The organism is Pseudescherichia sp. (assembly GCF_031998825.1).
Lineage (GTDB): Bacteria > Pseudomonadota > Gammaproteobacteria > Enterobacterales > Enterobacteriaceae > Pseudescherichia.
Genome location: NZ_DAMACX010000019.1, coordinates 15,709 through 37,614 on the forward strand (window position 1 = coordinate 15,709; position 21,906 = coordinate 37,614).

Annotated in this window: 22 protein-coding genes and 1 riboswitch; of the genes, 10 read left to right on the plus strand and 12 right to left on the minus strand. The window is 60.9% G+C overall.

Features of this window, described 5'->3' with window-relative positions:
• Positions 1-2: 2 nt before the first annotated feature.
• The 3 genes from hycC to hycA all read right to left on the minus strand — a co-directional run bounded on the left by hycC (position 3) and on the right by hycA (position 2,979).
• Positions 3-1,829, minus strand: a complete 1,827-nt coding sequence (hycC, locus tag RTP97_RS10700; protein WP_312413434.1) for a formate hydrogenlyase subunit 3 — start codon at positions 1,827-1,829, stop codon at positions 3-5.
• Positions 1,826-2,431: a 4Fe-4S dicluster domain-containing protein gene (locus RTP97_RS10705; RefSeq protein WP_312413439.1), complete on the minus strand. Its 606-nt coding sequence runs from the start codon at positions 2,429-2,431 to the stop codon at positions 1,826-1,828. Before RTP97_RS10705 ends, hycC begins: the two co-directional genes overlap by 4 nt.
• A gap of 80 nt (positions 2,432-2,511) precedes the next feature.
• Entirely contained in the window at positions 2,512-2,979 is a 468-nt protein-coding gene (hycA, locus tag RTP97_RS10710; protein ID WP_312413442.1) for a formate hydrogenlyase regulator HycA, read from the minus strand.
• Between the two features lie 188 nt (positions 2,980-3,167).
• Between hycA and hypA the strand changes: the two genes are divergently transcribed.
• The 6 genes from hypA (at position 3,168) to flhA (ending at position 8,861) form a co-directional block, all read left to right on the plus strand.
• Positions 3,168-3,518, plus strand: coding sequence for a hydrogenase maturation nickel metallochaperone HypA (gene hypA / locus RTP97_RS10715; RefSeq protein WP_312413445.1), 351 nt, complete (start codon positions 3,168-3,170; stop codon positions 3,516-3,518).
• A gap of 3 nt (positions 3,519-3,521) precedes the next feature.
• Entirely contained in the window at positions 3,522-4,340 is an 819-nt protein-coding gene (gene hypB / locus RTP97_RS10720) for a hydrogenase nickel incorporation protein HypB (RefSeq protein ID WP_312413448.1), read from the plus strand.
• Positions 4,331-4,603: a HypC/HybG/HupF family hydrogenase formation chaperone gene (locus RTP97_RS10725; protein ID WP_312413451.1), complete on the plus strand. Its 273-nt coding sequence runs from the start codon at positions 4,331-4,333 to the stop codon at positions 4,601-4,603. The genes hypB and RTP97_RS10725 overlap by 10 nt, the downstream gene beginning before the upstream one ends.
• Entirely contained in the window at positions 4,603-5,724 is a 1,122-nt protein-coding gene (gene hypD / locus RTP97_RS10730; protein ID WP_312413453.1) for a hydrogenase formation protein HypD, read from the plus strand. The genes RTP97_RS10725 and hypD overlap by 1 nt, the downstream gene beginning before the upstream one ends.
• Positions 5,721-6,731: a hydrogenase expression/formation protein HypE gene (gene hypE, locus RTP97_RS10735; RefSeq protein ID WP_312413454.1), complete on the plus strand. Its 1,011-nt coding sequence runs from the start codon at positions 5,721-5,723 to the stop codon at positions 6,729-6,731. Before hypD ends, hypE begins: the two co-directional genes overlap by 4 nt.
• A 63-nt stretch (positions 6,732-6,794) precedes the next feature.
• Complete coding sequence (gene flhA, locus RTP97_RS10740) at positions 6,795-8,861, plus strand: formate hydrogenlyase transcriptional activator FlhA (protein WP_312413455.1); 2,067 nt, start codon at positions 6,795-6,797, stop codon at positions 8,859-8,861.
• A 395-nt stretch (positions 8,862-9,256) separates the two neighbouring features.
• On the opposite strand, the gene RTP97_RS10745 is transcribed toward flhA, so the two are convergent.
• The gene (locus RTP97_RS10745) at positions 9,257-9,601 is read right to left on the minus strand and encodes a nitrous oxide-stimulated promoter family protein (protein WP_312413457.1); all 345 of its coding nucleotides are present in this window, start codon (positions 9,599-9,601) and stop codon (positions 9,257-9,259) included.
• A gap of 138 nt (positions 9,602-9,739) precedes the next feature.
• Here RTP97_RS10745 and RTP97_RS10750 point away from each other — a divergent pair, with 138 nt between their 5' ends.
• Positions 9,740-9,976, plus strand: coding sequence for a DUF2171 domain-containing protein (locus RTP97_RS10750; RefSeq protein WP_042387703.1), 237 nt, complete (start codon positions 9,740-9,742; stop codon positions 9,974-9,976).
• A gap of 234 nt (positions 9,977-10,210) precedes the next feature.
• Entirely contained in the window at positions 10,211-11,482 is a 1,272-nt protein-coding gene (locus RTP97_RS10755) for an HDOD domain-containing protein (protein WP_312413459.1), read from the plus strand.
• On the opposite strand, the gene uca is transcribed toward RTP97_RS10755, so the two are convergent.
• From uca to RTP97_RS10795, 8 genes are all read right to left on the minus strand, one after another.
• Positions 11,479-15,090, minus strand: a complete 3,612-nt coding sequence (gene uca / locus RTP97_RS10760) for an urea carboxylase (RefSeq protein WP_312413461.1) — start codon at positions 15,088-15,090, stop codon at positions 11,479-11,481. The genes RTP97_RS10755 and uca overlap by 4 nt on opposite strands.
• 156 nt (positions 15,091-15,246) lie before the next feature.
• Positions 15,247-15,882: an urea amidolyase associated protein UAAP2 gene (locus RTP97_RS10765; protein WP_312413463.1), complete on the minus strand. Its 636-nt coding sequence runs from the start codon at positions 15,880-15,882 to the stop codon at positions 15,247-15,249.
• A 10-nt stretch (positions 15,883-15,892) separates the two neighbouring features.
• A complete protein-coding gene (locus RTP97_RS10770; RefSeq protein ID WP_312413465.1) occupies positions 15,893-16,621 on the minus strand; it encodes an urea amidolyase associated protein UAAP1 in 729 nt (242 codons plus the stop codon).
• Positions 16,622-16,625: 4 nt separating this feature from the next.
• Entirely contained in the window at positions 16,626-17,402 is a 777-nt protein-coding gene (locus RTP97_RS10775) for an ABC transporter ATP-binding protein (RefSeq protein WP_312413466.1), read from the minus strand.
• Entirely contained in the window at positions 17,399-18,214 is an 816-nt protein-coding gene (locus tag RTP97_RS10780) for an ABC transporter permease (protein WP_042387713.1), read from the minus strand. The genes RTP97_RS10775 and RTP97_RS10780 overlap by 4 nt, the downstream gene beginning before the upstream one ends.
• Positions 18,215-18,232: 18 nt before the next feature.
• On the minus strand, positions 18,233-19,291 hold the full coding sequence (locus RTP97_RS10785; protein ID WP_312413468.1) for a putative urea ABC transporter substrate-binding protein: 1,059 nt from the start codon (positions 19,289-19,291) through the stop codon (positions 18,233-18,235).
• A 58-nt stretch (positions 19,292-19,349) separates the two neighbouring features.
• Positions 19,350-19,448, minus strand: a riboswitch (guanidine-I (ykkC/yxkD leader).
• Positions 19,449-19,597: 149 nt separating this feature from the next.
• Entirely contained in the window at positions 19,598-20,053 is a 456-nt protein-coding gene (locus RTP97_RS10790) for a DMT family transporter (RefSeq protein WP_312413470.1), read from the minus strand.
• A 6-nt stretch (positions 20,054-20,059) separates the two neighbouring features.
• Entirely contained in the window at positions 20,060-20,494 is a 435-nt protein-coding gene (locus tag RTP97_RS10795; RefSeq protein ID WP_103818244.1) for a DMT family transporter, read from the minus strand.
• Positions 20,495-20,594: 100 nt separating this feature from the next.
• Between RTP97_RS10795 and RTP97_RS10800 the strand changes: the two genes are divergently transcribed.
• The gene (locus RTP97_RS10800) at positions 20,595-21,530 is read left to right on the plus strand and encodes a LysR family transcriptional regulator (RefSeq protein WP_312413473.1); all 936 of its coding nucleotides are present in this window, start codon (positions 20,595-20,597) and stop codon (positions 21,528-21,530) included.
• A 113-nt stretch (positions 21,531-21,643) separates the two neighbouring features.
• Complete coding sequence (locus RTP97_RS10805; protein WP_222888661.1) at positions 21,644-21,871, plus strand: YgdI/YgdR family lipoprotein; 228 nt, start codon at positions 21,644-21,646, stop codon at positions 21,869-21,871.
• Positions 21,872-21,906: the final 35 nt, after the last annotated feature.

Genomic DNA, 21,906 nt, shown 5'->3' on the forward strand with positions numbered 1-21,906 from the left:
GTTCAGGCTCCTCGTGAGATAACAATGACCACCAGCACCGCCAGCTCGACCAGCGCCAGACGACGAACCAGCGCCGGAGCAGCGCGCTGCCAGACCGGCATCAGCGCCACCGGGTTAAGCCGCTTACGCAGGCCGAGCACCGGGGCAAATGCCTCCTTCACCGGCATCGCGAAGCCGTGAGCGGTGATCACCATCGACGGCTCATGCTCGTAGCCGCACGCCCAGGCTGCACCGCGCGAGCGCGACGGCAGGCGGCGACCTTTGAACAGCATCATGATGATGAACGGCAGCAGCGGGCAGGCGATTAGCAGCAGGGCAATCATTGGCTGCGAGACCACGCTTGAAGTAACGAGCGGTAACGGCACCGCGGCAGAGAGCAGCGGCAGCAGCCACGGCGAGGCGACGCCGCCGATGAGACAGCACACAGCCAGCCCGACGACCGAGGCAGTCATTAGCCACGGTGCACGGCCAGCCTTAGCGGCTTCCGGAGTACGCGGTGCGCCAAGGAAGGTGACGCCGTAGACCTTGGCCATACACATCACCGCCAGCGCACCGGTGATCGCCAGTCCTACCGCCAGCAGCGGGCCGAGCAGGCGGGCGATAAAGAGGTCGCTGCCGCTCAGGGAGAAGAAGCCCTGGTAGATCACCCACTCACCGGCAAAGCCGTTCAGCGGCGGCAGCCCGGCCATCGCCATCAGCCCCACCAGCATCATCAGGGAGATAACCGGCATCCGTTTACCGATGCCGCCGAGCTTCTCGATATCGCGATGGCCGGTAGTGAACCAGACGCTGCCCGCGCCCAGCAGCAGCAGGGTTTTAAACAGGCTGTGGTTGATAAGGTGATAGAGGCCGCCGACAAGACCCAACGCAATCAGTGCGGGCTGACCGAGCGCCACGCCGGTCAGTCCTGCGCCGAGGCCCAGCAGGATAATGCCGATATTCTCCAGGGTGTGGTACGCCAGCAGGCGCTGGATGTTGTGCTCCATTAAGGCATAGAGGCCGCCAACAAACGCGGTCACCGCCCCAAGCAGCAGCAGGCCGAGGCACCACCACAGCGGCATAGCCTGGCCGGCCAGCAGCGGCAGAACGAAGAGGCCAAACAGTCCGACCTTCATCACCACGCCGGAGAAGAGCGCGGCCGCAGGGGCGTCGGCTCCGGCGTGCGCCTGAGGGACCCAGCCGTGCAGCGGGATAATGCCCGCCAGCATGCCGAATCCCACCAGCCAGAGCAGCCACACCGCCGTCCCCGGCGCATCTTCAGCGAAGCGTGCCGCGAGGCCAGTTATCTCCAGCGTGCCGTAGCGCTGCCACACCAACCAGCAGGCGGCAACCAGCAGCAGCGTCCCGATGCGGCCCAGGGTAAACCACAGCTTGCCGGACTGCGCGCAGCCGGTGAGAAACGCCCCGCACAGCGCCATGATCTCTGCCATCACCACCAGGGTTAGCAGATCGCTGGCAACGATAGTGCAGACCGCCGCCGCCATCAGCAGATTGACCAGCAGGCCGTTAACTTTCACCTGCGCATGGCGGAGCCACGCTACGTTATATAGGCTGATAAAAAATCCCGGCAGGGCGATAGCCAGCAGCCAGACGGCGTTGAGCGGCGTCAGGCGTACTAGCTGAGGCAGATAAAGCACCGCACTCTCCCCGCTTGCCGTTTTCCCGGTTAACAGTCCGGCAGCAACGACGATCACCATCCCACAGGCTACTGCCCCGCCAACACCGGCCAGCAGGCCGCTTAAGCCGCGATGAAACGAAAAAAGCAACGCCAGCACCGCCGCCGCAACAAACAGCAGCACGGCCAGGTCGATCAGCATAAATGCGCTCATTTCGCGCCTCCTTGCAGGTTGAGCAGCGAGAGGTCGCCATAGTCGCCGTTGAGGGTCAGCTCGCGCTTGCGTTTGCTGGCCCGGGCGATATCCAGCGAATTGACCATCCGCAGCGCGCCGGTTGGGCAGGTGCGGATGCAGGCCGGGCCGCCCTCATCGAAATCGCAGAGATCGCACTTCACCGCCACGGCGCGTACGCCGGACACCCAGTCGAGCAGGGAGCTGACGCGAGCAGGGGCAGGCGGCGCAGGGGGCGCTTTCGGTGAGTTGGCGTTAGCCGGAATATGCAGCGGGCGGCTGCCGCTCATCTCAATCGCCCCGAAGGGACAGGCAATGGCGCACAGCTTGCAGCTCACGCACAGGCTCTCATTGAGCTGTACCGCGCCGTCCACACGATTGATGGCGTTCACCGGGCAGACCCCGGCGCAGGGTGCATCCTCACAGTGGTGACAAAGCTGCGGGGCGGACTCTTTCGCGCTGCGCATCACGCTCAGGCGGGGCATCGATTGCAGCCCATGCTGGCGGTGCGTCTCTGAGCAGGCGGCTTCACAGGTGTGGCAGCCAATACAGAGCGTGGCGTCAGCGATAACAAAACGATTCACCGGATACTCCTCAGGTGGTCATTTTTGACGAAATCGTGCCGACGGCCTGTCATTTCGACACTCCTCGACACGGCAGGCATTCAGGCCACCGAGGCCTGGGCGGATTGATCGACAAGCTGGCGGAGATCTAACGGTGCGTCTTTCTGAATTGCCGCATACAGGCCGTTGTAAACCGGACCGATCTTCTCTAAGTAATGCTCCAGCACCTGAGCGCGGTCGCGGTTGTTAATCCGACCGTCGATGCGGCCATCCTGTGCCAGCTGGGCCTCGGCAAACAGCAGCTGCTCGCCGCCGCTCTTGCTCTCTACCAGATAGTGGATGGTATGGCTGTTAAAGCCGTCCGCCAGGGTGACGGTAATAAGGAAGTGTTCAAACAGAACAAAGCAGAGATCCCGCTCCGGCGCGCAATACATGCCGTGATGCAGGTGGGCTTTGGAGAGCGTAATGCCCTGAACCAGCGAGTTGCAGTAAGCCTGCCACTCCTCTTGCAGGCGATGGTGCCGTTCGGCGATAAAGTCAGCTTTTTCGCTAATTTCCCAAATGGTCATTTCAGGTTACCCGGTTAATTGTGACCAGCCCATATAGCACTTTCCATGCCATTTTTTAACTTATTGATTTTTAATAGTATTGATTGAAAATCAGTGTCATTTCGTCAGCGTCGACATCGTCAGTAACGTCGTTTTCATTGGCTGGCACCGTTATTGCATTATCGGCGCAGTGAATAACGGGAGGCCCTATGCACGAAATTACCCTTTGCCAGCGGGCGCTGGAGCTTATTGAACAGCAGGCGGCGGCCCACGGAGCACGGCGGGTGACCGGCGTATGGCTGAAGATAGGCGCGTTCTCCTGCGTGGAGAGCAGCGCCCTCACCTTCTGCTTTGAGCTGGTATGCCGGGGCACGCTGGCGGAAAGCTGCACGCTGCATCTCGATGAGCAGCAGGCGGAGTGCTGGTGCGAAACCTGCCAGCAGTACGTGACCCTGCTGAGCCAGCGGGTGCGGCGCTGTCCCCGGTGCCAGAGCGATATGTTGCAGATCGTGGCCGACGACGGCCTGCAGATCCAGCGACTGGAAATTGAACAGGAGTAAATTATGTGTAGTACCTGCGGCTGCGGCGACGGCAATCTCTATATAGAGGGCGACGAGCACCGCCCCCACTCACCATTTCGCAGCGCCCCCTTTGCCCCATTCCGAACGCCGGGTGGCGATCTCCACTACGGCCACGGCGTTGCCGGAACCCACGCGCCGGGTATCAGCCAGCGGCGGATGCTGGAGATCGAGATCGACGTCTTAGCCAAAAACAACCATCTTGCGGCCCGCAACCGCGCCCGCTTTGCCGCGAAGCAGCAGCTGGTGCTCAATCTGGTCTCCAGCCCCGGCGCGGGTAAAACCACCCTGCTGAGCGAAACCCTGCTGCGCCTGAAGGGCAAAGCAGACTGCGCGGTGATTGAGGGCGATCAGCAGACCGTCAACGACGCGGCGCGCATTCGTGCCACCGGCACCCCGGCCATTCAGGTCAATACCGGCAAAGGCTGCCATCTCGACGCACAGATGATCGCCGACGCCGCCCCTCGTCTGCCGCTGGCCAACGGCGGGATCCTGTTTATCGAGAACGTCGGCAACCTGGTCTGCCCGGCCAGCTTCGACCTTGGCGAGCGCCATAAGGTGGCGGTGCTGTCGGTGACCGAAGGTGAAGACAAGCCGCTCAAGTACCCGCATATGTTTGCCGCCGCCTCGCTGATGCTGCTCAATAAAATCGATCTGCTGCCTTATCTCCACTTTGACGTGGAAAAATGCCTCGCCAGCGCCCGGGCGGTAAATCCGGACATTGAGATTATCCAGCTCTCCGCCACCAGCGGGGAAGGCATGGACCAGTGGCTGGCCTGGCTGGAGGCGCAGCCATGTGCATAGGCGTACCTGGACAGATTAGCGCCATCGACGGACTACAGGCGAAGGTAGAGGTGTGCGGCATCCAGCGCGACGTCGATTTAACCCTGGTCGGCAGCGTGGATGAGTCCGGTGCCTCCCGCCTCGGCCAATGGGTACTGGTTCACGTCGGCTTCGCCATGAGCGTGATCGACGAAGCCGAGGCCCGCGATACCCTGGCGGCGCTGCAAAACATGTTTGACGTGGAGCCGGACGTCGGCGCGCTGCTGTATGGGGAGCGTTCCTGATGCGCTTCGTTGATGAGTATCGCGCCCCGGAAGCGGTGATGCAGCTGCTTGCGCGCCTGCGCGACCGCGCCCGCCGTCTCGACTACACCCCGGCGCGCCCGCTGCGCATTATGGAGGTGTGCGGAGGCCATACCCACGCTATCTTTAAGTTCGGCCTCGACCAGCTGCTACCGGAGAATATCGAGTTTATCCACGGTCCCGGCTGTCCGGTCTGCGTCCTGCCGATGGGGCGCATCGACGCCTGCGTGGAGATTGCCAGCCGTCCGGAGGTGATCTTCTGCACCTTTGGCGACGCCATCCGCGTGCCGGGAAAAAGCGGCTCGCTGCTGGCGGCAAAATCACGCGGGGCCGACGTGCGCATGGTCTATTCGCCGATGGATGCGCTGAAGCTTGCCGAGGCCCATCCCGATCGCAAGGTGGTCTTTTTTGGGCTGGGGTTTGAGACCACCATGCCCGCTACCGCCGTGACCCTGGAGCAGGCCCGCGCCCGCAACCTCAGCAACTTCTTCTTCTTTTGCCAGCATATTACCCTCGGCCCCACGCTGCGCAGCCTGCTGGACCAGCCGGATAACAGCATCGACGCCTTTTTGGCCCCCGGCCACGTCAGCATGGTGACCGGCACGGCGGCCTACGGCTTTATCGCCGATGAGTTTCAGCGCCCATTAGTGGTGGCTGGATTCGAACCACTTGATCTACTGCAAGGCGTGATGATGCTGGTTGAGCAGAAAATAGCAGCCTGTAGCCGGGTAGAGAACCAATACCGGCGGGTGGTACCCGACAGCGGCAATCCGCTGGCGCAGCAGGCTATCGCCAGGGTGTTCACCGTTGAGGGCGAGAGCGAATGGCGCGGGCTGGGCGTGATTGCCCACTCCGGGGTGCGTCTCAGCGACGCGTATCGGCGCTTTGATGCCGAAACGCATTTTCAGCTCCGTCCGCAGCAGACCTACGACGATCCCCGCGCTCGCTGCGGCGAGGTGTTGACGGGCCGCTGTAAGCCGCATCAGTGCCCGCTGTTTGGTCAAACCTGCAACCCACAAACTGCCTTCGGCGCGCTGATGGTCTCTTCAGAAGGAGCCTGCGCCGCCTGGTATCACTATCGCGCCCAGGAGTGTGAAGTATGAGTACGGTGCAAATGGCCCACGGCAGCGGTGGCCAGGCGATGCAGCAGCTGATTAACGCCCTGTTCATGCAGGCCTTTGATAATCCGTGGCTGGCGGAGCAGGAGGATCAGGCCCGCCTCGATCTCACTCAGCTGGCGGCGGGCGGCGATCGGCTGGCCTTCTCTACCGACAGCTACGTGATCGACCCCCTCTTCTTTCCGGGGGGCGATATCGGCAAGCTGGCGGTATGCGGCACCGCTAACGATGTTGCGGTCAGCGGCGCGATCCCACGCTACCTCTCCTGCGGCTTTATCCTTGAGGAGGGGCTGCCGATGACCACCCTGCAGTCGGTGGTCAACAGCATGGCGGCCACGGCGAAGGCGGCAGATATCGCCATTGTCACCGGCGACACCAAGGTGGTGCAGCGCGGGGCGGCGGATAAGCTGTTTATTAATACCGCAGGGATTGGCGCTATTCCCACCGGTCTGAACTGGCGGGCGCAGTCGCTGCAAGCGGGAGACGTCGTGCTGGTGAGCGGCACGCTGGGCTGCCACGGCGCGACCATCCTCAACCTGCGCGAGCAGCTCGGGCTGGACGGCGAGCTGGTGAGCGACTGTGCGGTGCTCACGCCGCTGATCCAGTCCCTACGCGCCATTAACGGCATTAAGGCCCTGCGCGACGCCACGCGCGGCGGCGTCAATGCGGTGGTGCATGAGTTTGTCGCCAGCAGCGGCTGTGGCATTGAGCTTAACGAGACCAGCCTGCCGGTGAAGCCCGCCGTGCGCGGCGTGTGTGAGCTGCTGGGCCTCGATGCCCTTAACTTTGCCAACGAGGGCAAACTGGTGATTGTCGCCGAGCGTCAGGCCGCCGAGGCCGCGCTTGAACGGCTGCGCCTGCATCCGCTGGGCCGCGATGCGGCGATTATTGGCGAGGTCGTGGCCCGTAAAGGGGTACGGCTGAGGGGGCTTTACGGCGTGAAGCGCACCCTGGATCTGCCTCATGCCGAACCCCTGCCGCGGATCTGTTAACGTATTTTTATAGCAAAATAAAAACTTTTGGCACCTATTTCGGTGCCTTTCTGGATTAGCACAATGTCGAATACACCGATGGGCGATCTCGGACAGCAAGGGCTGTTTGACGTCACCCGCACGCTATTACAGCAGCCGGATCTCACCGCGCTGGCACAAGCCCTGAGCGGGCTGGTCAGGGAGGCGGCGCTGGCGGATCGTGCCGGAATTGTTCTCTGGCGGGCCGGAGATCGCCGGGCCTGCTACTACGCCTCTGGCCCCGACGGCAAGCCCGTCGAGTATGAGGATGAAACCGCCCTGGCCCACGGCCCGGTGCGGCGTATTCTCTCTCGCCCGCAGGCCCTGCACTGTCGCTACCAGGAATTTAGCGAGGCCTGGCCGCAGCTAGCGGAAAGCGATCTCTACCCCGCCTTTGGCTACTACGGGCTACTGCCGCTGGCGGCAGAGGGGCAGATCTTCGGCGGCTGCGAGTTTATCCGCCACGATGACAGGCCCTGGAGCCCGCAGGAGATGGAGCGCCTGCACACCTTCACCCAGATCGTCGGCGTGGTGGTGGAGCAGATCCAGAGCCGGGTCGACAGCGGCCCGGACTACGATCTGCTCTGCCGCGAGCGCGACAACTTTCGCATTCTGGTTGCCATAACCAATGCGGTGCTCTCCCGCCTCGATATGGACGAGCTGGTGGGCGAGATTGCCAAAGAGATCCACCGCTATTTTGACATTGACGCCATCAGCATCGTGCTGCGCAGCGGCCGCAAGGGCAAGCTGAATATCTACTCCACGCACTACCTTAACGAGCGTGCGCCTCTGCATGAGCAGAGCGAGGTCGATGAGACCGGCACCCTCTCCGAGCGGGTATTTAAGAGCAAAGAGATGCTGCTGCTCAACCTGCACGAGCGCGACCGGCTGGCTCCGTATGAGCGGCGGCTCTTTGAGACCTGGGGCAACCAGATCCAGACCCTGTGCCTGCTGCCGCTGATGTCCGGCGACAATCTGCTGGGCGTTTTGAAACTGGCCCAGTGTGAGGAGAAGGTCTTTACCACCGCGAACCTGCAGCTGCTGCGCCAGATTGCCGAGCGGGTGGCGATTGCCGTCGATAACGCCCTCGCCTATCAGGAGATCCAGCGTCTGAAGGAGCGGCTGGTGGATGAGAACCTCGCCCTGACCGAGCAGCTTAACAATGTCGAGAGCGAGTTCGGGGAGATCATCGGCCGCAGCGAGGCGATGTTCAGCGTGCTTAAGCAGGTGGAGATGGTGGCCCAGAGCAACAGCACGGTGCTGATCCTCGGCGAGACCGGCACCGGCAAAGAGCTGATTGCCCGGGCGATCCACAATCTCAGCGGACGCAACGCCCGACGAATGGTCAAGATGAACTGCGCGGCAATGCCTGCGGGCCTGCTGGAGAGCGATCTCTTCGGTCACGAGCGCGGGGCTTTTACCGGCGCCAGCGCCCAGCGCATCGGGCGCTTTGAGCTGGCAGATAAAAGCTCGCTCTTCCTGGATGAGGTAGGCGACATGCCGCTGGAGCTGCAGCCCAAGCTGCTGCGCGTGTTGCAGGAGCAGGAGTTCGAGCGCCTCGGCAGCAACAAGCTGATCCAGACCGACGTCAGGCTGATCGCCGCGACCAACCGGGATCTCAAACAGATGGTGCAGGATCGCGAGTTCCGCAGCGATCTCTACTACCGGCTCAACGTCTTCCCGATCCACATCCCGCCCCTGCGCGAGCGCCCGGAAGACATTCCGCTGCTGGTGAAAGCCTTCACCTTTAAAATTGCCCGGCGGCTGGGACGCAATATCGACAGCATTCCCGCCGAGACGCTGCGTACCCTCTCCAGCATGGAGTGGCCTGGCAACGTGCGCGAGCTGGAGAACGTGATAGAACGGGCGGTATTGCTGACGCGTGGCAGCGTGCTACAGCTCTCGCTGCCGGAGATTGCTGTTGCTCCCACCACGCCGGTGGCGATGGCTGCTGACGGTGAGGAGGAGTCTCAGCTGATCCTGCGGGTGCTGCGGGAGACCAACGGCGTTATCGCCGGGCCGAAAGGGGCCGCCCAGCGGCTGGGCCTGAAGCGCACCACCCTGCTCTCACGCATGAAAAGATTGGGAATTGATAAGAGTACGATCGTGTAGGTCGGGTAAGGCGAAGCCGCCACCCGGCGTAACGATGCCGACATAACGCCCGGCGGCGCGGCGCTTGCCGGGCCTACAAATTACACCGTGCTTACTGTAGGTCGAGTAAGGCGAAGCCGCCACCCGACATGACGATGCCAACATAACGCCCGGCGGCGCGCGCTTGCCGGGCCTACAAATTACGCCGTGCTTACTGTAGGTCGGGTAAGGCGAAGCCGCCACCCGGCATAACGATGCCGACATAACGCCAGGCGGCGCGGCGCTTGCCGGGCCTACAAATTAACCGTGCTTACTGTAGGTCGAGTAAGGCGAAGCCGCCACCCGACATGACGATGCCAACATAACGCCCGGCGGCGCGGCGCTTACCGGCCTTACAGGCGCGTGCACCGGCAATATTATTTTTTACGCTGATACTTCTCCGGTAACGGCGGCACCGGGCGCCTGTCGTCAATCAGATGGCGCACGGTGAGGATCGGGTGGTGCCACAGCATACGCGATCCGGCCCAACGCATAATCTGCTTCATCTCTTCCCGCTTCGCCGGCTGGTAGCAGTGCACCGGACACTGCTTGCAGGCCGGTTTCTCTTCGCCGAATACGCACTTATCCAGCCGTTTTTCCGCATAGACAAAGAGCGCCTCATAGTGTCCCTCTTCCGTAGATGCCTTAGGCGCACCGCGCTGATAGAGGGCAATCATTCTGCGGATAGTGAGTTTTTCACGGGCGATGCGAGGGCCAGCCATAGGAGACGCTCCTGGATGGGAAAAGAGGTATTCATATTACATCTTCTTTAATAGCCGCTCAAAGAGTTCAGATTGTTCTGCCCTGCAGAGTTAAAAACGTCGACTATACTCAAACTTCATCACAACAAAGGAGGATGTATGGTTAATAAAAGTGAAATCCGTGAACACGCTCAGGTTATTGCCAGCTGTGGTACCCACGTTGGCACCGTTGACCACCTCGAAGGCGAAGACAAAATCAAACTGGCAAAAAGTGATTCGGCTTCCGGCGGTGTGCACCACTATATCCCTCTAAGCTGGGTTGAAAAAGTTGACGGTAACAACGTGGTTCTCAACAAGAACTCGGAAGAGGTAAAATCTTCCTGGCAGACCGCGTAACTGCAGTTTCCGCGCCGTTCGGGTCTCTGGCCTGAGCGGCGCGCTCTACTCCTCTCTCTTTTTTACTCGCCCAAAACACCCTCTCTTATCAACCACCTGTTTTTAAAAGATAAACAGAACCCCTTTTTTTTGTGACGAAACTTTACAAATAAAGGATAATTTGAGAAAAGTATTAGTCAGCCCGCGCATTACGCGGCATAGTAATGAGCAAAAGCGCCGGGGTGAGGATAGAGAATGTTTTCTTTTGTCGCCAGACAGGCGATTTTTGATGAAAATTTGCAGACGTTTGGCTACGAGCTCCTATTCCGGGACAGTATGGCTAACCGTTTCCCCAACGTTTCTCCTGAACATGCCACCGCCCAGCTCATTGAAGAGCAGTTTTTTGGCGCACCCACCGGCAGCCAAAAGGATGCAGGTACGGTCTTTGTTAACTTTCCCTATGAACTGCTGCTCCAGGGGCTGGCTGAAACCCTGCCTAAAGACCGGGTGGTCATTGAGATCCTTGAAACCGCCGAGCCGACCGGCGCCCTGCTGGCCGCCATCAAGCGGCTGCACCAGCAGGGGTTTCGCGTCGCGCTGGATGATTTTTCCCTTAGCAGCGACTGGGATACCTTTATTCCCTACATCAGCATTATCAAATTCGATATTCGAGAAAACAGCTGGCCGCAAATCCAGGACTACCTGCTGTGCCGTGAGGAGCTGCTGAAAAACACCCTGCTGCTGGCGGAAAAAATCGAAACCTTCGACGAGTACGAGCTATTTAAAAACGCTGGCTTTACCCTCTTTCAGGGCTATTTCTTTAGCAAGCCGGTGGTCTATAAAAGCAATAAGCTGGTGCAGAACCACATTGTCTCCCTGAACCTGATTCAGGAGGTGAATTCCGACGCGCCCAATTTGCAGCGTATTGAGGATCTGCTCAAGCACGATGTTGCCCTCTCCTATAAGGTAATGCGCTACGCGCAGAATATTCTCTATAACACCCGGGGAATTGAGGGAACGCGCAGCCATTCCCTGAAGGATATTGTGGTTTACCTGGGAGCGAAAGAGCTACGCCGCTTTGTGCTGGTCACCTGCTTAAGCTCGATTAATAACGTTAAAACCAATGAAACCTACTATCAAAGCCTGATCCGCGCCAAGTTTTGTGAACTGGCCGCCTCCCGCCTGCGCGGCAGAGTCTCGGCCAACGATGCTTTTATGGTGGGGCTGTTCTCACTGCTGGGTGCCGTGTTTGAGGTCCCGCTGGAGGAGCTTATCGGCCAGGTGGTGATCTCCCAGGATGTCCGTATGGCCCTGCAACAGCACCGGGGTCTGCTGCACCAGTTTGTTTGTCTGGTGGAGCTGTACGAGCAGCGGAAGTGGGAGGAGGCCAGCCAGCAGGCCTATCGGCTGGGGCTGACCCGCGGGATGGTGGCTGAGATGATGTCCTCAGCCACCCAGTGGGCCGACGAGATGCCGGTCAACGCCCCACTGAAGGCCAGCCCGCCGAAGCGCGTTCGCGTCCGCTAAGCGATGGCGCGCTCGGCGTTAACCACCGCCACGCACTGCCCGGCCCGCACCGATGAACCCGGCTGCACACGAACCTGATCTACTACACCATCGCAGGTAGCCCGCAGCGGGATCTCCATCTTCATCGACTCGAGGATCACCATCACATCCCCCTCTTTTACCCTGTCGCCCGGCTTGACCAGCACCTGCCAGAGGTTACCGGCGATGGGGCTATCGATTCCGCGCTGCCCAGCCTGCAATGGGGCATCGTCACCCACCTCCGGCATAGCGTCATTGCTGTCAAAGTGCGCCTGGCCGGAGGCTACCCAGCGCTCTCTTTCAGCATTAAACGCCGCCTGCTGATGGCTACGGAAGGCCTCAATGCTGGTCGCCTCCTCGGCCAGAAACTGCTGGTACTCCGCCAGCCGCAGCGTGCTCTGCTCAATGCGCAGCGGATAGCGCCCGAGCGGGAAGTCGCGGCGAATGGTTAGCAGCTCCTCGGCAGAAACCGGATAGAAACGGATCTGATCGAAGAAGCGCAGCAGCCACGGCTTGCCGCCAAAATCCTCGACCTCATGATAGCGATTCCACATCTGCAGCGTGCGTCCGACGAACTGATACCCGCCCGGCCCCTCCATGCCGTAGACGCAGAGATACGCCCCGCCGATCCCGACCGAGTTCTCCGCCGTCCAGGTGCGCGCCGGGTTATATTTGGTGGTCACCAGCCGGTGACGCGGATCGAGCGGCGTCGCCACCGGCGCACCGAGATAGACATCCCCCAGGCCCATCACCAGATAGCTGGCGTCAAACACCGTGCGGTAGACCTCGTCAATGTTGTCGAGATCGTTGATGCGGCGGATAAACTCCAGATTGCTTGGACACCAGGGCGCATCCCGGCGCACGGTGGTCATGTACTTGTCGATGGCTTTCTGGCAGGCCGGATCGTCCCACGACAGCGGCAGCCAGACCACACGCGACGGCACCTGCAGATCCTCCTGCTGGCATACCGAGTGCCACACGCCGCGCACGATCTCCAGCAGGCGCGTCAGGTTCAGCGCCTCCGGCTGATAGTGAACCTGTAGCGAGCGGATGCCCGGCGTCAGGTCAATCACCCCGTCGAGGGCCAACGCCTCCAGGGCCTGCATCAGGGCGTGACCGCGAAAGCGCAGAACCAGATCCAGCTCGGCGTCGCCAATCTCCAGCAGCAGATGGGTATCGCCAGAGAGGCGTGCCACCAGCCGCTTGTCCGCCGTCCCGGTCTCCATCACCACCGGGGTGGTGAGCGGCTGCGTATGCCAGTTGATCGCCACCGGTTGCAGGCTCGCCAGCTCCTGGCTGCGCCCCTGCGCCAGCAGGCGGGCGGTGTCGATATCTACCGGCACAAAGCGCACCCGATCCCCGGCGTTAAGCTGGCCGAGCTGCCAGAGATCCGCCTCGATCACCGTCACCGGGCAGACAAAGCCGCCGAGGCTCGGGCCGTCCGGACCGAGGATCACCGGCATATCGCCGGTAAAGTCCACCGCGCCGACGGCGTAGGGATTGTCATGAATATTCGAGGGATGCAGCCCCGCCTCGCCGCCGCTGTCCCGCGCCCACTCCGGTTTCGGGCCAATCAGGCGTACGCCGGTGCGGCTGGAGTTAAAGTGCACCTCCCACTCGGTGGCAAAAAAGGTCGGGATCCACTCCGGCGTAAAGTACTCCGGCGCACCGTGCGGGCCGTAGATCACCCGCAGCTCGCGCACCGCCCCGAGAGTAGTGTGCAGCGCCGCAGGCAGAGCCGCGCCGCAGCTGGCATCGGTTAACGGTGTAAGGTGCAGCACGTCCCCGGTACGCAGGGCGCGCCCGGCGTGGCCGCCAAACTGGCCGAGGGTAAAAGTGCTCTTGCTGCCCAGATAGCCCGGCACGTCGAGGCCGCCACGCAGGCAGAGGTAGCTACGCACGCCCGCCTCCAGGGTATCTCCCAGGGTTAGCGTCGTGCCAGCACGAATGAAGAAAGTACAGTTCATTGCCTGCGGCTGGCCGTCCAGTTCGACGCTTATCGCCGCGCCGGTGATGACCGCCACCGCATCGGTATTAAATTTCAGGGTCGGGCCGCTGACGGTGATCTCCAGCCCTGCCGCATCGTCGGCGTTGCCCAGCAGACGGTTGCCAAGGCGCAGGGCGCGATCGTCCATCGGCCCGGATGGCGGCACGCCTACCGCCCAGTAGCCCTGCCGTCCCGGATAGTCCTGAACCGTGGTCTGCGTCCCGGCGCTGATGACCTCCAGCGTTGCCGCCTGGTAGCTCAGATTTTCCAGACAGCGGGTCCACGGCTGGCCGCTGGCAAAGGGGGCGTCGCGCAAAATCTGCCGCAGGTACTGGCGGTTGGTCTCTACGCCATAAAGGCGGGTTTCGTCCAGGGCGTGATCCAGCCGATCAATCGCCTCGTCGCGGGTGTCAGCATAGGTAATGATCTTTGCCAGCAGAGGATCGAAGAACGGCGGCACCTCACAGCCGGACTCTACCCAGCTATCGATCCGCAGCGTGGTACGATCCTGCTCCGGGAAGCTAACGTTGGTCAGCAGGCCCGGCGAGGGCTGAAACTGGCGGCCCGGATCCTCGGCGTAGACGCGGGCCTGGATCGCATGGCCGCGCGGGCTCAAGTCTGCGGCGATCCCCGCCAGCGGCGGCAGATCGCCGGCGGCCAGAGCGATCATCATCTGGACCAGATCCACGCCCCATACCTGCTCGGTGACGCCATGCTCGACCTGTAACCGGGTGTTCACCTCCAGGAAGTAGAACTGCTGCGCGCTGCTGTCGTAAACAAACTCCACCGTGCCGGCGCTGCGGTAGTTCACCGCCTTGCCCAGTTCGATAGCCGCCAGGCAGAGCGCCTCGGCCATCCCCTCAGGCAGCGCCGTAGCGGGGGTCTCCTCCAGCACCTTCTGGTTACGCCGCTGCACCGAACAGTCGCGCACGCCGAGGGCGATCACCTCTCCTTTACCGTCGCCAAAAATCTGCACTTCAAGGTGACGAGCGCGCTCGATGTACTTCTCGATAAAGACGCCCGCATCGCTGAAGTTGTTTTTCCCCAGCCGCTGCACCGCGTCGAAGGCCTCCGCCAGCTCCGCCGGGCTGTAGCAGACGCGCATCCCGATCCCGCCGCCGCCCGCCGTGCTCTTGAGCATCACCGGATAGCCGACGCTATCTGCTGCGGCCAGCGCTTCATCGACGTCGGCCAGCAGCTCTGTACCCTCCAGCAGCGGCACGCCGTGGCTTTTCGCCAGCGCACGGGCGGTGTGTTTCAGGCCAAAAATACGCAGCTGCTCAGGGGTGGGGCCCACGAAGGCGATCCCGGCGGCTTCGCACGCTTCGGCGAAAGCGGCGTTTTCAGAGAGGAAGCCGTAGCCGGGATGGATGGCCTGCGCCCCGCTCTCCCGGGCGGCGGCGAGGATCTTATCCACCTGTAAATAGGTTTGCGCCGCCGGACCTTCGCCCAGGCTAATCGCCTCGTCGGCTTCACGAATATGCAGGCTGCTGGCGTCGGATTCTGACCAGACAGCAACCCCTTTGACGTTCATGTCCCGCAGGGTGCGCAGAATACGGCAGGCGATGGCACCCCGGTTAGCGATAAGTAATTTTGTAAACATGATCCAGACCCGAACCGTGGCGGGTCGTCCCGCCGGGAATAATCTCGCCGCCTGGTCGTCCAGGGGGAAAAGGCTGTTACTGCTGCGGCTTATTGTCCAGCGTCAGGCGGTTGGCCCGCACCGCAAACAGGCGGTAGATGGCGAGGCGCAGGCGGCTCAGTTCCATACCAGCACCTCCGCAGGAGTCGGGTTCCAGCCGTTGCAGGGGTTGTTGAGCTGCGGGCAGTTGGAGATCAGCACGATGACGTTGCACTCCGCGCGCAGCTCAACGTACTTGCCCGCAGCGGAGATGCCGTCCTCAAAGGTCAGCCCGCCCTCCGGCGTTACCGGCACGTTCATAAAGAAGTTGATGTTCGCCCCAATGTCGCGCTTGTGCAGGCGGCCATCATGCAGGCAGGCGCAGAGGAAGTTATCCCGGCAGCTGTGCATATAGCGCTTATCGAGCGAGTAGCGCACGGTGTTGCTCTCCTGGGCGCAGGCTCCGCCGAGGGTGTCGTGGCGGCCACAGGTATCGGCCACGATAGTCAGCAGCGGATTGCCCAGCCCCGACCAGAGCACGCTCCCGGTGGTGAGGTAAGCGTTATTCTGGCGGCGCAGGGTGCGCTGGGGATCGTAGCGCTCGCGCGGGTTGTCGGCGTTATAGAACAGGGTATCGATGGCCTGGTTGCCTTCGAGATCGTGCAGGCGCAGGGTCTGCCCCTTCTTTACTTCAAACAGGTAGTGCTCACCCGCCGGAATGGTATGGCGGAACACCGCCTCTGCCGGATGTTTTTGGCTTTCAATAAGAGACATTTTCGGCTCCTTACAGGGCAAACAGCTGGGTGTTAGTAAACGCGCGCCCGTTTTCGGGGCGGGTCAGCAGAGCATTAACGGCGGCCTCGTTGTCGGTGGCCTCGAACCAGCTCAGCTGTACCGGGCGCGGGAAATATTCAGGCTGCGGATCCATCGGGTGCGGCAGCGCGGTCAATACCACCAGGGTGTCCATCGGGGCATACAGCTCGACATAGCTGCCCGGTTTTGAGAAGCCGCTGTGGAAGGTAAACGCGCCCTGCTCGTCAACGCTGACCTTGCTGAAAAAGTTCACCACCATCAGCAGATCCTCAAGATTGAGGTCCCATTTGCCCATCTCCACCAGCAGGTTATCCATGCCGTTGCGGTAGAAGCCGTTGCGCAGCTCCTGATAGCGCCCCTGGCCATACTTCTCGGCGGTCTCCTCGGCGTTCAGCACCCCGCCAAAGGGATCGTGCCAGCCGCAGGTATCCGCCACGATGCCCGCCAGCACACGCCCCATATCAGAGTAGAAGCAGTGTCCGGCGGTGAGCCTGGCGGTGTGCTGGCCCTTGAGGGTATCCGGCAGGTTCAGGCGCTCGCTCTTCTCGTGGGCGTTGAGCATCATCATGCTGACGTTCGCCCCGCCCTCGCTGTCGGTCAGGCGCAGGATCTGCCCGCGCTTGAGAATAAAAGAGGCGTGGCCGCCGCCGGGGACGGTCTCCTCACGAATGGCGGTGGAGGTATGCAGAGAGTGCGTCATCGAATTAGCTCCTTAAAGAAATGACGTTAGCGGGCGGCGGAGTCATGACCTCCGCCATACGCGCCTCGTTCAGCGGAATGTCGTAGGTAATGCGCGCCCCGTAAGCGTTTGGCTCGTGGGGGTCAATGCGCACCTTGTCGAACACCAGCAGGCGCGTGCCGAGGTTGAACCCCTCGGAGAGATCGTGGGTGACCATAAAGACGGTCATTCGGGTTTCGCTCCACAGCTGGAGCAGCAGAGCGTGCATATCCTTGCGGATGCCCGGATCGAGCGCGCCAAACGGCTCATCCAGCAGCAGCACCCGCGGCTGCATGATGAAGGCCTGGGCGATGGCTAACCGCTGCTGCATCCCGCCCGAGAGCTGGGCCGGATACTTGTTCAGGGCGTGGCCGAGGCCGACCTTCTCCAGCATCTGCGCCGCCTGCTCGCGGGCGGCTTTTTTACGGCTGCCAAACAGGCGACCGAGCAGCGGACTAGCGGGCAGTTCGAGGCCGATGGCGACGTTATCCAGCACGTTAAGGTGCGGAAACACCGAGTAGCGCTGAAACACCACGCCGCGGCTGCGATCCGGCTCCGCCGCCAGCGGCTGGCCGTCGAGGGTGATGCTGCCCCGGGTGGGCCGCTCCTGGCCCAGCAGCAGGCGCAGGAAGGTTGACTTACCGCAGCCAGATGCCCCAACCATTGAGCAAAACTCCCCCTGCTGAATTTGCAGGTTGACCCGCTCCAGCACCACGTGGTTGCCATACTCTTGCCAAATGTTGTTGATATCGATAAAGCTCATGCCTTCCCTCCTTCCGCCCAGGGAAAACAGGTTCTGTGCAGCGCCCGCAGCGCCAGATCCATCAGCCAGGCCAGCAGGGTGATCCAGACGACGTACGGAATGATGACGTCCATCGCCATATAGCGGCGGACCAGAAAGATGCGGTAGCCCAGCCCGGCGGTGGAGGAGATCGCCTCGGCGGAGATCAGGAACAGCCACGCAGATCCGAGCAGCAGCCGCAGGGAGGTGAGCAGGCGCGAGAGCAGCTGCGGCAGCACGACGCGCAGTACCAGGGTCCAGCTGCTGGCCCCCAGCGTCTGGGCCTTGATCAGGATCTCCTGCGGGATCTCCCGCGCCCGGTGTTCAAGATCCCGAGCCAGCATCGGCGTGATGCCAATAACGATCAGCATGATCTTTGATAGCTCGTCGAGGCCGAAAACGATAAACAGCACCGGCAGGATCGCCAGGGGTGGGATCATCGACAGCACGGTCATCAGCGGCGACAGCGAGGCTCGCCACATTGGGAAGACGCCCGCGGTGATGCCGATGCACAGGCCAATCAGCGAGGCGATAACCAGCCCGGTGAGCAGGCGCGCCAGGCTCACCAGGGTATCCAGCCAGAAGAGGTAGTCGCCGCTGCGCCTGTCCGGCGTGAAGGCCATCCGGTCAATGGCGGCCAGCATGCCGTCGAGTCCCGGCAGCAGCTTGTCATGCGGGTTGGCCTCAAGACGCACTGCGGAGCCAAGAAAGTAGGCCGCCAGCAACAGGACAAACGGCAGCAGCACCAGCATAAGGCGCATACCAGGCTGTGGGTGGCGGTTAATTTGTCGCATGCACAGGCTCCGTTAGTCTTAAAGTTTGCCGTCGGCGGCCAGCTTCACGAAGCTGTCGTCAAAGCGCAGCTTGACGTTACCCGCGTCGCCCTGGGTCACGTTGCCCGGGAAGGCCATGCCGATAAAGTCCGCGCTCTGCGCCCCGTCCCCCAGCAACCCCTTATCAAAAGAGAACTGCGCCACGCGCTGCATGGTTTTCGCCAGATCGCCTGAGGTGGTAAAAGCGAGATTATCCGCTGGGGTATAGAAGAGATGCGTGGTTTTCAACTGCGCCTGGTAACCCGCCAGATCGGTACCGGAGGCTGCCGCCATTGAATTGAGCGCCTTCGCGTCCTGGGCTTTCATCAGGCCCATCATTTCGTACCATGCTCCGGTCAACGCCTTGCCCAGCGCCGGGTTATCCTTCAGCGTTTCGGTATTAACCACCATCATGTCAATCAGCTCGCCCGGCACGGCGGTAGAGCTAAAGACCTCGGTGGTTTTCGGCGTCGCCTTGATGGTGGAGAGCTGCGGGTTCCACGCTACCGTCGCCTGGACGTCATCGGTGGTGAAGGCGGAGACGATGTCAGCGTCGGAGGTGTTGACCACCGTTACGTCACGCTCCTGCAACCCGGCCTTCTCCAGGCCGCGCACCAGCAGATAGTGGGAGACAGAGAGCTCCGGCAGGTAGATTTTCATCCCTTTCAGGTCGGCGAGCTTTTTGCCTTCGCCTTTGAGCACTACGCCATCGTTGCCTTCGGAGTAGCTGCCGAGGATCAGCGCCGTGGTATCGACGCCGCCCGCGGCCGGAATAGTCAGCGCATCCATGTTGGTCATGGTGCAGCCGTCGAACTGGCCTGCGGTGTACTGGTTAATAGATTCGATATAGTCATTGAGCTGGACGACGTTGATTTTGATGCCGTACTTATCCGCCCATTTGTCGATGATCTTCTCGCTGCTGATGGTGCCCCACGGCATCCAGCCCGCGTAGATGGTCCAGCAGACGTTGAACTCTTTTTTAGCCGCCGCGAAGGAGGGAACGCTGGTTAGCAGGGCCAGCGACAGAGCAAGCGTGCGGAGAAAGGAACGTTTTTTCATTATCTGACCTCGGGTTGGCACAAAAACAGGGAGCAGCGCGACACCCTCTGGTGCTGCTGTCTCCCGGGCTTTTGTCCCGCCGTGTAACCTCAGAGAGGTCGCCAGCTCTCGGACCAGCATTCATCAGCGATGAACCGGAACCCTAGCCAGCTATTTTTTACAGATAAGTTGTGTTGCGCTGCCTTCTACACAGGAGGTTGCAAAAGCTATGCCAGGCGTTAACGCCCGCAAACGGTGCCTGCTGCGAACGCAGCAGGCGAAAAGTGCGCCCCAAAATTGGGCAGTGCTATGTGATGGTGCAATACCCTACTCTGCCGTGCGGCTTTTGCTGCCGGAGTAGATAAACCAGAGGGCGATACCGAGGCAAACCACCGCGCCCAGGCGGGTAGCGGAGAAAGGGATCGCCTCATTATGCAGCCAGCCAAAGTTGTCGATTAGCATGCTCATCGCCAGCTGGCCGAAGATCACCGCAACGGTCGCCACTGCCGTGCCGATACGCTGCACCGCCAGCACCATAATCACGATATAGGGCACGCCCAGCAGCGCCCCCAGCAGCTGCCACTTTGGCACCTCCAGCAGGGTCACCGCATGCTTTGTCTCAAAGAAGAAGATCAGCAGGGCGGTAATCAGCGCGCCAACGGAGAAGGTCAGAAACGCACTGCGAAACACGCCCACCTTGCTGCCTAGCTGGCCGTTGATCGCCGCCTGCACGCTCAGCAGCGCGCCGCCCACCACGGAGAGAATAATCATCAGTAGAATCATTTTTCGTTATCCTTTTGCCACCAGCGCCAGCGCGGCGATGATGAAAACCAGAGCCCACAGGCGCTTTGCATCAATTTGTCTGCGCCCGGTACCAAAGAGTCCAAAGTGATCGATCACCAGGCTCTTAAACACCTGCCCGGCGAGAATGCCGATCATGCACATCGCCACGCCGACAATCGGCGCGGCCAGGGTCAGGATCACCACGTAAGCCGGACCCAGCACGCCGCCGAGCAGCTGCCAGCCGGGCTGGCTGAAAAATGAAGGGCTGTTGCGCGGGCTAAAGAAGAGCATCAGCAGGAAGGTGAGCGCGGCCCCGACGCCAAAGATGCTGAAGGTGGCCCATAAATGCCCTACCTCGCCCCCCAGCGGGCCAAGAATGCCGGCTTCTACCGACAGTCCCATGCCGCCGATGATAACCAGTAAAATCAGTAAGAATTGCATGACTACGTATCCCTTAAGAACAGAAGCGCAGCAGCCTATAGCAACCTGAAATATTAAAAAACGCTATAATGCGGGAAACACCTTTGCAGGTTTTGCATTAATGAACGATACAGGCTCGATTACCTTGCGCGCGCTGCGCTTTTTTATTGCCGTCTACGATAGGCAGAGTTTTTCAGCGGTGGCCCGCCGGGAGGGGGTCTCCGCCTCGATGATCTCTCGTACCGTGATCCAACTGGAAAATACGCTGGGTCAGCAGCTTTTCTACCGTAATACCCGGGCGGTGATCCCTACCGAAGCGGGGCATCTCTTTATGGCGCACGCCCGCGCCATGCTGGAAAACATGCATAACGCCCAGACGGAGCTGCAGAGCCGTGCCGCCGTGCCCGCCGGACTGGTGCGTATCAATGCCCCGGTGTTTTTTGGTCACCACCATATTGCCCCCTGGCTGAGCGGCCTGGTGGAGCGCTACCCGCAGCTACAGATTGAGCTGAATCAGACCGATGACTATATCGATCCCCATCGTGATGCCGCCGATCTGATCTTTCGTATTGGCACCTTAACCGACTCCTCTTTCCACGCGCGCATTCTGGGAACCCAGCGCTATTACCTGGCCGCGTCGCCAGCGTACGTCGCAAAGCACGGGACGCCGCAAACGCCCGCAGAGCTGAGTCAGCATCGTTGCCTGGTCTATAGCGGATCGTCCGGACCTAATCGCTGGCTATTTAAGGAGCCAGCCGGGGAGTGGGTGCACTACCCGGTAGTAGCCCATCTCAGTTCAAATAATGCCGAGACGCTGCTTACCGCCGCGCTGGGAGGGATGGGGATCGTCTTATTCCCGGACTGGATGATAGGCAACTGTTTGCGACAGGGAACATTAGTTCAGCTCCTGTCGGAGTATGATCCAACAATAAACGCCGGGCCGCAGCATATTGCTGTGATTTACCCTAATACCCGTCATCCGCCTTTAACGGTGAGAGCAGTGATTGATTATTTTGTCGAGGTCTACGGCACCCCCCTTTATTGGCAGGTCACCTGAGGTTAATACGAAAGTTGTAGAGTTAAAAAAATCTTCTACACTTATTTCAAGGCTTCGATTTTAATCACGTGTTGATGAGGTCTTTACTATTCACCGACAATCAGGAGAGTCTAATGAAAAAAGCGATCGTGTTACCTGTTGCAATATTACTTGGCGCAGCGGCCCTTTCCGGTTGTACGCGTACTAGCTATGCAATCCATACCACCGATGGCCGGACCATCATCACTGATGGCAAACCTGAGCAGACCGATGCAGGCCTGTTAGGCTATAAAGATGCTAACGGTGTGAAGCAGCAGATAAACCAGTCCGAAGTTCAGAAGGTCTCTGAAGTCCCTCATTAATAGCGTAAAGAGTGTAGCCCCTGCGGGGGCTTTCT